The sequence below is a fragment of the Nocardia carnea genome (genome assembly GCF_029868855.1).
Classification (GTDB): Bacteria; Actinomycetota; Actinomycetes; order Mycobacteriales; family Mycobacteriaceae; genus Nocardia; species Nocardia carnea_A.
In genome coordinates, this window is sequence record NZ_JARWOV010000037.1 from 1 (window position 1) to 12,330 (window position 12,330).

Annotated in this window: 12 protein-coding genes and 1 pseudogene; 7 read left to right on the forward strand and 6 right to left on the reverse strand. The window is 68.8% G+C overall.

Translation table 11 applies throughout. The features are described from left to right. The first annotated feature begins 375 nt into the window (after positions 1–375). The 5 genes from QH195_RS02890 to QH195_RS02910 all read left to right on the forward strand — a co-directional run bounded on the left by QH195_RS02890 (position 376) and on the right by QH195_RS02910 (position 6,095). A complete protein-coding gene (locus QH195_RS02890) occupies positions 376–1,266 on the forward strand; it encodes a metal ABC transporter solute-binding protein, Zn/Mn family (RefSeq protein ID WP_280420656.1) in 891 nt (296 codons plus the stop codon). A gap of 345 nt (positions 1,267–1,611) precedes the next feature. Further along, entirely contained in the window at positions 1,612–2,442 is an 831-nt protein-coding gene (locus QH195_RS02895; RefSeq protein WP_280420730.1) for a metal ABC transporter ATP-binding protein, read from the forward strand. After that, on the forward strand, positions 2,443–3,342 hold the full coding sequence (locus QH195_RS02900) for a metal ABC transporter permease (RefSeq protein WP_280420657.1): 900 nt from the start codon (positions 2,443–2,445) through the stop codon (positions 3,340–3,342). Positions 3,343–4,066: 724 nt separating this feature from the next. Then, entirely contained in the window at positions 4,067–5,236 is a 1,170-nt protein-coding gene (locus QH195_RS02905; RefSeq protein ID WP_280434239.1) for an acyl-CoA dehydrogenase family protein, read from the forward strand. A gap of 49 nt (positions 5,237–5,285) precedes the next feature. Next, on the forward strand, positions 5,286–6,095 hold the full coding sequence (locus tag QH195_RS02910; protein WP_280420659.1) for an enoyl-CoA hydratase/isomerase family protein: 810 nt from the start codon (positions 5,286–5,288) through the stop codon (positions 6,093–6,095). A gap of 6 nt (positions 6,096–6,101) precedes the next feature. Here QH195_RS02910 and QH195_RS02915 read toward each other — a convergent pair whose 3' ends face one another. The 6 genes from QH195_RS02915 to carD form a co-directional block, all read right to left on the reverse strand. Beyond that, positions 6,102–6,377, reverse strand: a complete 276-nt coding sequence (locus tag QH195_RS02915) for a DUF4190 domain-containing protein (RefSeq protein WP_280420660.1) — start codon at positions 6,375–6,377, stop codon at positions 6,102–6,104. Positions 6,378–6,679: 302 nt separating this feature from the next. Next, positions 6,680–7,651, reverse strand: a complete 972-nt coding sequence (rlmB, locus tag QH195_RS02920; protein ID WP_280420661.1) for a 23S rRNA (guanosine(2251)-2'-O)-methyltransferase RlmB — start codon at positions 7,649–7,651, stop codon at positions 6,680–6,682. After that, positions 7,651–9,057, reverse strand: coding sequence for a cysteine--tRNA ligase (gene cysS / locus QH195_RS02925; protein WP_280434240.1), 1,407 nt, complete (start codon positions 9,055–9,057; stop codon positions 7,651–7,653). The genes rlmB and cysS overlap by 1 nt, the downstream gene beginning before the upstream one ends. Positions 9,058–9,327: 270 nt before the next feature. Continuing rightward, entirely contained in the window at positions 9,328–9,822 is a 495-nt protein-coding gene (ispF, locus tag QH195_RS02930) for a 2-C-methyl-D-erythritol 2,4-cyclodiphosphate synthase (protein ID WP_280420731.1), read from the reverse strand. A gap of 5 nt (positions 9,823–9,827) precedes the next feature. Continuing rightward, positions 9,828–10,538, reverse strand: a complete 711-nt coding sequence (ispD, locus tag QH195_RS02935; RefSeq protein WP_280434241.1) for a 2-C-methyl-D-erythritol 4-phosphate cytidylyltransferase — start codon at positions 10,536–10,538, stop codon at positions 9,828–9,830. Between the two features lie 2 nt (positions 10,539–10,540). Continuing rightward, positions 10,541–11,029 carry an RNA polymerase-binding transcription factor CarD gene (gene carD, locus QH195_RS02940; protein WP_011206964.1) on the reverse strand — a complete coding sequence of 163 codons (489 nt, stop codon included), beginning with the start codon at positions 11,027–11,029 and terminating at the stop codon, positions 10,541–10,543. A 463-nt stretch (positions 11,030–11,492) separates the two neighbouring features. Between carD and QH195_RS02945 the strand changes: the two genes are divergently transcribed. Both QH195_RS02945 and QH195_RS02950 read left to right on the forward strand, forming a co-directional pair. Continuing rightward, the gene (locus tag QH195_RS02945; RefSeq protein WP_280434242.1) at positions 11,493–12,152 is read left to right on the forward strand and encodes a hypothetical protein; all 660 of its coding nucleotides are present in this window, start codon (positions 11,493–11,495) and stop codon (positions 12,150–12,152) included. Positions 12,153–12,188: 36 nt separating this feature from the next. Then, positions 12,189–12,330: pseudogene (locus QH195_RS02950) on the forward strand (sensor histidine kinase); the annotation flags it as partial.

Below are 12,330 nucleotides of genomic sequence, written 5' to 3' on the forward strand. Positions count from 1 at the left end.
CCCCCCCCCCCCCCCCCCTCGGGCGCGCGGCCCGGCCCCCCGCTGGCCGGGCCCCCCCCCCCCCTGCGGGGGCCCCCCCCCCCCCGCCCCCCCCCACCCGCCCGGGGGGGCCCCGGGACGAACCGCCCGGCGGGCCTACACCGTGGGATCGGACACAAGGAACCGGACATCCCGGCGGAAGTGCCGAGTCGAGCGATGCCATGAAACGGTCTGTCCGCGCGCCCGTTCGGCCCGGGGGTCTCGCGAGCCGAACGGAGGGCCGAGTGTCACTGCCCGCGGGGCCGTTGCACACTGGACGGTCGGTTCGGAGGGTCTCCTGCTGCCTGCTAAAGTAAAACGGAAACGATTTCCATTAAACTCTTTGGTAGGTACGCCGTGTCTCTGAAATCTGCCCGCAGCGCCTTACTGCTCACTGTCGGGGTGGCAACGGCCGCGGCACTCACCGCCTGCGGCGGCTCCGGGGAAGATTCGGGCAAACCGCAGGTGGTCGCGTCCACCAACGTCTGGGCCGATATCGCGAGCGCGGTCGCCGGACCGGACGCCGAAGTGTCGGCGATCATCTCCGATCCCGCCGCGGACCCGCATTCCCACGAGACCTCCGCCGCCGAATCCGCCCAGATCAGCGACGCCGATCTGGTGGTGTACAACGGCGGCCACTACGACGAGTTCATGGCGAAGGCGATCGAGGGCCGCGGGCAGCGCGCCGTCGAAGCCGTCGCGACTCGCGACAGTGCGATCCAGAACGATACGAACGAGCACGTCTGGTACGACATGGAGACCGTCGCGCTGGTGGCCGAGCAGATCGGTACGGCGCTCGGCGAACTCGATCCCGAGCACGCACAGGGTTATTCCGACCGAGCCGCGGAGTTCACCGGCCGGCTCGACGCGGTCACCACCCTCACCACCCGGACCGCCGGCGCACACCCCGGCACACCGGTGCTGCAGACCGAACCGCTGGCGTACTACCTGCTGCAGGACGCCGGTACCGTCGACCGGACACCGCGCGGCTACCAGGAAGCGATCGAACAGGAAACCGACCCCGCTCCGGCGGCCGTGGCCGCGACCCGCGATCTGATCACCGGCCGGCAGGTCGAGGTGCTGGTCTACAACGTCCAGACCGAGGACAAGGTCAGCCAGGATCTGCGAGCGGCGGCCGAAGCGGCCGGTATCCCGGTGGTCGAGGTCACCGAGACGCTGCCGCCGGGGCTCGATTTCGTGGCCTGGCAGACCCGCAATGCCGAGGCGCTGGCCGACGCCGTCGGCTGACCCCGGCCAGAGAGCGACGAACGGATGCAACCGATGAGCGAAACCGCGTCGGCAAACGGTCGCGGCACACCATCCGGCACCGATACGGACCTGCCCGCAGGTACGACGGCAACGGGCCAGGATGAGCACTCGACCGGCAACGGGTCGCGACCGTCCGCGGGCGATACACAGCCGGCCGGGTCTCCCGGCGTACAAAGCCCCACATTGCGCGGCAGGCAGGGCGCCGAAGCGCCCCCCGAGAAGGGCGCGGTGGCGTCGGACGGCCACAGCGCCGGAGCGGCCGAGGGTGACAGTGCTCTCGCGGCTGTCGCGCTCGAATCGGCCACCCTCGGCTTCGGCGACCGCATCCTGTGGCATGACCTGGATCTGAGTGTCGCCCGGGGTGAGTTCATCGCCGTGCTCGGACCCAACGGGTCCGGTAAGACCTCCCTGCTCCGGGTACTGCTCGGCCAGCTCGCCCTGTCCGCCGGGCGGGCCCGTATCGGCGGTGCCGAACCGCGCGCCGGGCATCCCGATATCGGCTACATCCCGCAGCAGCGCACCATCGACGCCGGTGTGCAGTTGCGCGGCACCGATCTGGTCGGTCTCGGAGTGGACGGGCACCGCTGGGGTCTCGGACTGCGCGGACGTGCCGAACGCCGCCGCAAGGTCGCCGCCGCGATCGCCGATGTCGGTGCCGAGAAATTCGCGCGCGCCCCACTGGAGAGCATGTCCGGCGGCGAACAGCAGCGGTTGCGGGTGGCGCAGGCCCTGGTCGGCGACCCAGCGGTCCTGCTCTGTGACGAACCCCTGCTCAGCCTCGACCTGGCCAGTCAGCAACTCGTATCCGGCCTGATCGACCGGCGGCGCCGCGAACACGGCACCGCCGTACTGTTCGTCACCCATGAGATCAACCCGATCCTGCCGCTGGTGGACCGGGTGCTCTACCTGGTCGACGGGAAGTTCCGGATCGGCACCCCGGACGAGGTGATGACCTCGGCGGTGCTGTCGGAGCTGTATCAGACCGAGGTCGATGTGCTGCGCGTCCGCGGCCGGCTGGTCGTGGTCGGAACCGGCGACACAATGGACGCGCTCGGCACCGCCGGCGCCCACTGCCACGGCGACCCCGGCACCCCGCACACCCCCGATCCGGCCGGCACCGACTCCGGCCGGCAACTCCGACAGGCACACATCTAGATGGACAAGCTCTCCGACGTGCTGGCCGAGATCTTCGATCTGCAGACCACCGTTCACCTGCTCGGCTACGACTTCGTACAGCAGGCCGTGCTCGCCGCGGCACTGCTCGGCCTGCTCGCCGGGGCCATCGGGCCGCTGATCATCAGCCGACAGATGTCGTTCGCCGTACACGGCACCAGCGAGCTCTCGCTCACCGGCGCCGCCGCCGCACTCCTCGTCGGCGCCGGGGTCGGTATCGGCGCGATCGCCGGTTCGGTGGTCGCGGCGGTACTCTTCGGCGTCCTCGGCACCCGGGCACGGGAACGCGATTCGGTGATCGCGGTGGTGCTGTCGTTCGGTCTCGGCCTCTCGGTGCTGTTCCTGTGGCTGGGCCCCGAACGCGCGGGGTCGAAATTCTCGCTGCTCACCGGGCAGGTCGTCAGCGTCGGGTTCAGCGGGCTCACTCTGCTGGCCACCTGCACCGCGGCGGTGCTCGCGGTCCTTGCCGTCGTCTACCGGCCGCTGCTGTTCGCCAGTACCGATCCCGAGGTCGCGGTGGCCCGCGGGGTCCCGGTGCGCGCCCTGTCGATCCTGTTCGCGGTGATGCTCGGAATCACCGCGGCGTTCGGCGTGCAGATCGTAGGCGCCTTGCTGGTGCTCGCTCTGCTGATCACTCCGGCGGCGGCCGCGGCGCAGCTCACCGCCGACCCGGTGCGGGCCACGGTACTCGCGGTGATCTTCGCCGAGGTCTCGGCGGTCGGCGGAATCCTGCTGTCGCTGGCGCCCGGGGCTCCGGTGTCGACGTTCGTCACTACGATTTCGTTCCTGATCTACCTGATCTGCCGGGTGGTCGGCGCCCGGCGGAATTCGTCGCGCCGCCTCCTGGGCCGGCGGGCGGGCGTCTCGGTATCCCGGGTGTAGACCATCGGTGAAGGGCGGGCTTGTACTTTGGTAGCGCTCGTCGGGGCACCCATGGCCTTCACTCCTTCGATGCACCGGGGCGCCGTCTCCGGTGGTGCGGGGTCGGGGGCTGTTCGACCCCTGCGCTCGGGGCAGATTTTCCGCGGAGGGGCGGGCTGTGATTTCGGAGCCGCTCCTCCCCCGAGGCGAGGGCTGGGCTGCCCTGCCGACTCGTGCACTCTTCGGCCGGCTCTCGGCCGGCGCCGCGCCCCGGCAACTGTGGACCTCCGGTCGGGTCGACCAACCACGGAGCGGCGGGCTGTGGTTTGGAGCCGCTCTTCACCCATGGCGGGAGCTGCCCTGTCAACTCGTGCACTCTTCGGCCGGCTCTCGGCCGGCGCCGCGCCCAGCAGGGGGCGGGGGACTGTGGACCTGCGATCGGGGTTGACCATCCGCGGAGGCGCGGGCTGTGATTTTGGAGCCGCTCCGCGGCTCGCGGGTGGGGCCCTCGTGACCCCTGGTCTTCACTCCTTCGCTCCTTCGCTCCGCTCCCCCGCGCCGTCGCTCCAGACCAGGGGCGGGCCCCACCCATGGGGTGGTGAGCCTGCCGGGAAGGTTTGATGTTGTATCTGGGACCGGTCGGTCGGCGGCGAGGGTGTTCACAATGCTGCGGGCAGGTGCCTTCAGTCGGGGGGTGGGGGTTTCGTATGCTCGTGCGCGACGCTTCCGGAACGAAGGGCACCACATGATCGACTTCACGATTCCCGCCGACCTGGCCGCCGAACGCGACCGGATCCGGCAGTTCGTTGCCGAGAAAATCGTGCCCTACGAGCGCGACCCTCGGCTCACCGCGCACGGCCCCACCGATGAGCTCCGGCAGGAGCTCGTGGAACTGGCCCGCGCCGAGGACCTGCTCACCATTCAGGCGCCCGCTGCACTCGGCGGCCGCGGCCTCACCCACGTCGAACAGGCCGTTCTCTACGAAGCGGCCGGATGGTCCACCCTCGGCCCGGTCGCGATGAACTGCGCGGCGCCGGACGAGGGCAATATGTTCCTGCTCTCCAAGATCGCCGGCCCGGACCAGACCGAGCGCTACCTGAAACCGGTCATCGACGGTCACCAGCGGTCGGTCTTCGCCATGACCGAACCCGACGGTGCCGGCTCGGATCCGGCCCAGTTGGCCACCACCGCCACCTTCGACGGCGAGAACTTCACCATCGACGGGCGCAAATGGTTGATCACCGGCGCGAACGGCGCGAAGACCTGGATCATCATGGCCAAACTCGCCGAGAACCCGCATCTCCCGGCCGGCCCCACTCTCTTCCTCACCGACGGCGACCAGCCGGGCATCGTCATCGAACGCACCATGAACACCATGGACCGCAACTACGTGGCCGGCCACTGCGTTGTTCGTTTCGACGGCCTCACACTGCCGAAATCCGCCTTGCTCGGCGAAGCGGGGCAAGCCCTGCGTTATGCCCAGTTGCGGCTGGCCCCGGCCCGGCTCACCCACTGTATGCGCTGGCTCGGCGCCGCCGAACGCGCCCAGAGCATCGCCATCGACCACGCCAAGACCCGCACTGCCTTCGGTAAAACCCTGGGTGAGCACCAGGGTGTGTCCTTCATGATCGCCGACAACGAGATCGCCCTGCACCAGTGCCGGCTGACCATCTGGCATACCTGCTGGCTCATGGACCAGGGTGAAAAAGCCCGCCACGAGAGCTCGATGGCGAAATCTTTCGTCTCCGAGGAACTGTTCAAGGTCGCCGACCGCTGTGTCCAGATCCTCGGCGGTATCGGGGTGAGCGACGAAACGGTCGTCGAAATGATCTTCCGCGATATGCGCCCGTTCCGTCTCTACGACGGCCCCACCGAAGTCCACAAATACGCCATCAGCCGTAAAGTCCTGCGGTAATTACGGCCCGGAACCCCGGGCGCGGCCGTTCACCAATAAACTCCCCACCATGAGTTCGGAATTGCTCGTCGATGTCTCAGCGGGCATCGCCGTCCTCACCTTGAACCGGCCGGCCAAGCAGAACGCGTTCAACCCCGCCATGACCGAAGCACTCGGGGCGGCGTTGAAGCGGTGTGATGCCGAGGACGCGATCCGGGTAGTGGTGATCACCGGGACACCGCCGGCGTTCTGCGCCGGCGCGGACCTGTCCGATCGGGTGGGCGAGGTGAGCGCGAGTATCGATCCACCCCCGTTCCGGATCCGTAAACCGGTGATCGCGGCGGTGAACGGGCATGCCGTGGGTGTCGGCCTGGCGCTCGCGTTGCAATGCGATCTGCGATACCTGGCCGACGATGCGGTCTACGCACTCAGCCAGGTGCGGCGCGGAGTGCTCGCGGACGGCTATGCGCACTGGACCCTGCCGCGGCTGGCCGGCCTCGCGAATGCCGCCGATATCCTGCTCACCGGCCGCACGTTCGACGGCGACGAGGCCAAGGCGATGGGTCTGGCGAACGCCTGCCTGCCCGCGGCGGAGGTGGTGCCGACCGCTATGGCAGTCGCGCACGATATCGCGGGCGGATCGGCGCCGCTGAGCGCGGCCCTGTCGAAGCGCCTGCTCTGGGAGGGCGTCGGCCTGGAACCGGCGACGGTCGCACAACTGGAGGCCGATCTCAACGATCACATCGCCCACGGCCGGGACGCGGGCGAGGCGATGGCGGCCTTCCGGGAACGCCGCCAGCCCACCTGGTCGGGTTCGATCAGCGAGGAATGGCCCACCTGGGAGCCCGGGAAATGGACCGGACAGCAGAGCTTGGACTGATCGCCGTCAGCCGCCGGTGATGAACACCAGAACGAACAGCAGCGCCATCAGCACCGCCAGGATGGTGCCGATGACACCGAGTGTGAACCCGACCACGACCTGAGTGCGGCCACCGTAGGCGCCGCCGGATTCGTCGATCTGATCCAGCGCGCGTTTACCCATCGCCCAGGCCACCGGCCCGGTCAGCCCGAAACACAGCAGGCTGACCGCACCCAGGAACAGCACCGCCGTCGCATACGGGTGCTCGACCGGCTTACCGATGGGCGTGTTGGGTATCACCACAGAACGAATTCTACGGTGCGGTGGCGGTTTTGCGGTCCGGGCGCGACCGAATCCGTGTCGAACCACCCGCTGACCGGGACCGGGTGCGGACCGATCACCGCGGTCCAGGGCAGCACCGGGGCGCCGATCGGCGGAAGTTACGGACCGGTCGGCGCAGTACCGCGGGTCGCCAACCGCGGCCCCGCACCCCGCGCGGGCGCGGAAGGTCCGTTCGGGTCGATATGCGGCGCCGCGGCCGAACCACCCTGCCACCGCTACCGAGCGGCACAGTCGGGAGCCGGTCCCGCCGCCGCGCTGCGAGGTCAGACGCGGCGCTGCCGTGCTGTTTCGGCCAGCACTACGCCCGCCGCGACAGAGGCGTTGAGCGATTCGACCGGACCCGCCATGGGGATGCTCAGGACGGCGTCGCAAGTCTCCCGGACCAGCCGGGACAATCCCTTACCCTCGGACCCCACCACGATGACCGTGGGCCCGGTCGCATCGAAATCGTCGAGCGAGGTGTCACCGCCGGCGTCCAGGCCGACGATCTGGACCCCCTTTGCGGCCCAATCCTTCAGCGTCCGTGTGAGGTTGGTGGCGCGAGCAACCGGCAGCCGGGCCGCCGCCCCGGCACTGGTCCGCCAGGCCACCGCGGTCACGCTGGCGCTGCGCCGCTGCGGGATCACCACACCGTGCCCACCGAACGCCGCGACCGAGCGCACCACGGCGCCCAGGTTGCGCGGATCGGAGATATTGTCCAGCGCCACCAACAGCGCCGGTTCCGCCGATTGCTGAGCACGAGCGAGCAGATCGTCCGGATGCGCGTACCGGTAGGGCGGCACCTGCAGCGCCAGTCCCTGGTGTAACCCGTTGGAGCTCATGCGGTCCAGATCGGTGCGCGGCACCTCGAGAATGGATATTCCGGTATCGGCGGCGATCCGCACGCTCTCGGTGAGTCGCTCGTCGTTCTCGGTACCCACAGCCACGTACAGCGCTGTCGCCGGAACCCCGGCGCGCAGACATTCCGTCACCGGGTTGCGGCCGAGAACCAGCTCGGGGCCGTCGTCACCGCGCCGGCCGGCCGGACGGGCACCGCGCCCGGTCGAACCCTTCTCGGCGGCACGCGCTTTCGCGGCGGCCTTGCGCGCCGCAGGATGTTTGGTGCGCTGCTCCGCCGGGGGCGTAGGCCCGCGGCCTTCCAGGCCACGGCGGCGCTGCCCGCCGGAACCGACAACCTGCCCCTTCTTGCTGCCGCCCTTGCGGATCGCACCACGACGTTGTGAATTGCCGGCCATCAGCCCGCCTTTCCAGGAGTAGGTGTGCCCAGCGACCATTCGGCGCCGTTCGGGGTATCGGTCACTTCGATGCCGGCCGCCTGCAGGCGGTCGCGTACGGCATCCGCGGTCGCCCAGTCCTTCGCGGCCCGGGCCTGCTGGCGGCGTTCCAGTTCGGCGCCGACCAGCACGTCGAGGGCGGCGTCGGCGGCCGAATGATCGGCAGCCGCATGCCAGTGCGGGTCGAACGGGTCCACACCCAGCACATCGAGCATGGCCCGGATCTGGCCCGCGTGTTCGCGGGCGGTCTCGAGCACACCGGCATCCAACGCGCGATTGCCCTCGTGCACGCCGTGATGGATTTCGGCGAGCGCCTTCGGGACACCGAGATCGTCGTCCAGGGCGGCGGCGAAACCGTCGGTCCATTTACCCATCGGGATATCACCACCGCGTTCGGCGACCCGCTGCACGAAGGCCTCGATCCGCTGATACGACTGGGCAGCGTCGGCGAGCGCTTTATCGGAATATTCCAGCATGGACCGGTAGTGCGCGCTGCCCAGATAGAAGCGCAATTCCACCGGCCGCACGGATTTCAGCACATTCGGGATGGAGAGCACATTGCCGAGCGATTTCGACATCTTCTCGCCGCCCATGGTGACCCAGCCGTTGTGCAGCCAGTACTGCGCGAAACCGTGGCCGGCCGCCTTCGACTGCGCGATTTCGTTCTCGTGGTGGGGAAACACCAGGTCCATTCCACCGCAGTGGATATCGAATTCCGGACCGAGGTAGAACTCGGCCATCGCCGAGCATTCCAGATGCCAGCCGGGGCGGCCGGGGCCCCACGGCGACGGCCAGGTGGGTTCGCCCGGTTTCGCGGCTTTCCAGAGCGTGAAATCGCGCGGGTCGCGTTTGCCCAGCCCGGCGCTTTCGCCCTGGTGTACGTCCTCGAGCCGATGCCCGGACAGATGGCCGTAATCCGGGTAGCTGCGCACATCGAAATACACATTGCCTTCGGAAGCGTAGGCGTGCCCGCGGTCGATGAGCCGTTGCATCAAATCGACCATTTGAGTGATATGCCCGGTCGCTCGCGGTTCCGCCGAGGGCGGAAGCACCCCGAGTTGCCGATAAGCCTGGTCGAAGGCACGCTCGTGCGTCGCGGCCCATTCCCACCACGGCCGGCCGGCGGCGGCTGCCTTGGTGAGGATCTTGTCCTCGATATCGGTGACATTGCGGATGAATGCCACATCCAGCCCGCCCGCGGCCAGCCAGCGGCGCAGAATATCGAACGCGACACCGCTGCGCACATGGCCGATATGCGGCAGACCCTGCACGGTCGCCCCACACAGGTACACCGAGGCGCGTCCGGGTACCAGCGGCGTGAAATCACGCAGGGTCCGTTTCTCGGTGTCGAACAGGCGCAGCGTCACGGCAGTCGATCCTAGTTTCGTTTGTGGATTGCACTCGGAAGTGGTGCAGCGGGATATGGGCAGGGTAGCGGCAACGACGGGTACTGCGGCATTCGGCCGCACCGTCGCGGCAAGGACAGCTCGCGCCGTGGCCGCGGCAATGATCTTGCGGCGCGGCGGCGAACCTGGGTCACGGCGGAATCGGCAGCGACGTCTTCATACGGGATCCACCGGCCGGGTGCTCCGGCTCGTGCTGAGTGAAGCGGCTTCGCTGTCCCCGATCGTGTCCGGTTACCGACCCTCGGGGAGCTCGCTCGGCCGCCCCGGACAGTGCAACAGTGCGGTCGCGACCGCGGCGATACCCTCGCCGCGGCCGGTGAGACCCAGCCCGTCGCTGGTGGTGCCGGAGACCGAGACGGGTGCGTCGAGCAGGTCACCCAGCACCCGCTGGGCCTCCGCTCGTCGGGGGCCGATTCGCGGGCGGTTGCCGATGACCTGGACCGCGGCGTTGACAACCGCGTATCCGGAGTCTTCGAGCAGCCGCCGTACCTCCTTCAGCATGGCAGCGCCGGACACCCCCGCCCATTCCGGGCGGCCGGTACCGAATACCGACCCGACGTCGCCGAGCCCGGCGGCCGAAAGCAGGGCGTCGCACAGCGCGTGGGCGGCCACATCGCCGTCGGAATGGCCGGCGCAACCGTCCTCACCGTCGAACAGCAGCCCGGCCATCCAGCAGGCCCGTCCCTGTTCGATCGGGTGTACATCGGTGCCGATACCGACACGAATATCCATCATCGCCCGGCCACCTGCCTCCCGTCGAGCACGGCTTCGGCCAGCCGCAGGTCGAGCGGCGTCGTGATCTTGAAGGCCAGCGGATCGCCGGGAATCGTGTGCACATCGATACCGAGCCGTTCGACCAGGCCCGCATCGTCGGTCGCGCCTTCCGGATGCTCGTAGGCCCGCCGCAGGACCTCGGCGGCGAACCCCTGCGGGGTCTGCACGGCGCGCAACGCGGAACGGTCCGGCGTACCGGTCACGACACCGGCGGAATCGACCGATTTCACGGTATCGACCACGGGCAGCGCCGGTATGACGGCCTGGCGGCCCGCCCGCAGTTCGGCCACCACACGGGCAATCAGATCGGGCGGAGTCAGCGCCCGCGCGGCATCGTGCACCAGGACGTGGTCGGCGGCACCGGCATACGCCAGGCCGGCGCGCACGGAATCGGTACGTTCGGCGCCACCGGCCACGATCCGAGCCGGCGCCGCGGCCGGGAGCAGGGCTGCCGTTGCCTCGACGAGTTGGGCGGGCACCATCACAATGATCTCGTCGACAACCCCGGCGGCCATCAATCCACCAACAGCCAACCCGAGCATAGGTGTGCCGCCGACCGGGACAAACGCCTTGGGAGCATCCGCTCCCAGACGTTCACCACGACCGGCGGCAGGAACCAACGCGATGACGGGTCCGGCGTTACGGCCGGCACCGTCCGGTTCGTACACGGTCAGGACGCCGCGGCGAGAACCTCGTCGAGAAGCGTCTCGGCCTTGCCGTCATCGGTCCCCTCGGCGAGCGCCAGCTCACCGACGAGGATCTGCCGTGCCTTGGCCAGCATCCGCTTCTCGCCCGCGGACAGACCACGATCCTGTTCCCGGCGCCACAGGTCGCGCACGACCTCGGCCACCTTGTTCACATCGCCGGAGGCGAGCTTCTCGAGGTTGGCCTTGTAACGGCGGGACCAGTTGGTGGGTTCTTCCGTATGCGGCGCTCGCAGCACCTGGAAGACCCGATCCAAGCCTTCCTGGCCCACGACATCGCGAACGCCGACGTATTCCGCGTTTTCCGCGGGAACCCGAACAGTGAGGTCACCCTGTGCGACCTTCAGGACCAGATACTCTTTCTGCTCACCCTTGATGGTGCGGGTCTCGATAGCTTCGATCAAAGCCGCCCCATGATGGGGATAAACGACGGTATCTCCGACCTTAAAAATCATGTGTCCCGTGCCCCTTTCGATGTTCACAGTTTAACACGCGACTCGATAACGGCGCGATCAACTGCGCAGGTCAGGGCCACAACGACCAGGTACTGGGGCTTGACAGGGCGTGTTTGGTGTGCATCACGTTGGGGCCGAACGGGTGTCGGCACCCCACTCCACCGGACCGGTCGGCACCGCGCTACGCCGGGGCCGGGAACCGAGGCGCGGAAGCCGAATCGTTACCGGTCAGCGGGGGGCCGGTGGGTGCCACCGGAGGCCGGCCGAACGGCCCACCGGAACACCGTTACGAAGCATTACCCGCTCGGCCGCCCGGAAGCGATACCACCGGGCGAGAGGTGCGACAAATCACACAGTCCCCATCCCGCAATACCCCCTGACACCGCCCGGTGGATCCCGGCCCCTACGGCGACTACTACAGTGCCTAGTTGGAGTGCGCCCACTCGGACATGGAGGACAACCCGTGACTGCCCTGACTGCTGTGACTGCCGCGAGCCCGGTCGCCTCGACTCGGCGGCGCCGGCGCCTGGTGCCGGTCGCCGCGCTCGCCGCCGGAGCGGCCATCGTCCTGTCCGGCTGCAGCGCCGGCCAGGTCTCGCAGACCGCCGAACAGGTCGCTGCGATCAACGGCAACACCGCCGACGCCGGCACCATCTCGCTGCGCAATGTGCACATCGTCTACCCGGGATCCGGCACCCACACCAACACCGCGGGTGGCCAGGCGGCACTGGCGCTGTCGATCATCAACACCGGCGAAACCGCCACCGACGAACTCACCGGCGTCACCACCGACCTCGGCACGGTGAAGATCACCCCGGCCGAAGGCGACAAGATCGAAATCGCCCCGTCCGAAACGGTCGTCGTCTCGACCCCCTCGGCAGGCGCGGAAACCCACACCACCGGCGAAACCGTCGACACCGAAGCCGGGGAAACGGAAACCGCCACGATCGAGATCACCGGGCTGACCCAGAACATCACCCCCGGCCTGACCTACAACGTCGCGTTCAACTTCAAGGAAAACGGCACCGTCCAGGTCGAGGTCCCGGTCGACGCCGGTATCGAGACCCCCCGCCACGAATCCGAGCTCTCCAAGAGCACCACCGGGTCGGCCGGCGGGCACTGAGTCCTCTGCGCCCCCGGCGGCGGCGGGGGGGTAGGGCCCCCCCGGGAGGCGGGGCGCACGTTGTCGCTGACGGGCGACGAATCGCTGCGTGCCCCGATCACCGGTTCGCGGTTGCGGGAGTCGGTGACGGTTCTGGTCGACAACGCGTTGATGCACGGCGGCGGGACCTGCACGGTAT

Coding starts and splice junctions, on each gene's coding strand:
- carD (WP_011206964.1), bottom strand. CDS start 11,029: ATGATTTTTAAGGTCGGAGATACCGTCGTTTATCCCCATCATGGGGCG.
- QH195_RS02900 (WP_280420657.1), top strand. CDS start 2,443: ATGGACAAGCTCTCCGACGTGCTGGCCGAGATCTTCGATCTGCAGACC.
- QH195_RS02905 (WP_280434239.1), top strand. CDS start 4,067: ATGATCGACTTCACGATTCCCGCCGACCTGGCCGCCGAACGCGACCGG.
- rlmB (WP_280420661.1), bottom strand. CDS start 7,651: ATGGCCGGCAATTCACAACGTCGTGGTGCGATCCGCAAGGGCGGCAGC.
- QH195_RS02910 (WP_280420659.1), top strand. CDS start 5,286: ATGAGTTCGGAATTGCTCGTCGATGTCTCAGCGGGCATCGCCGTCCTC.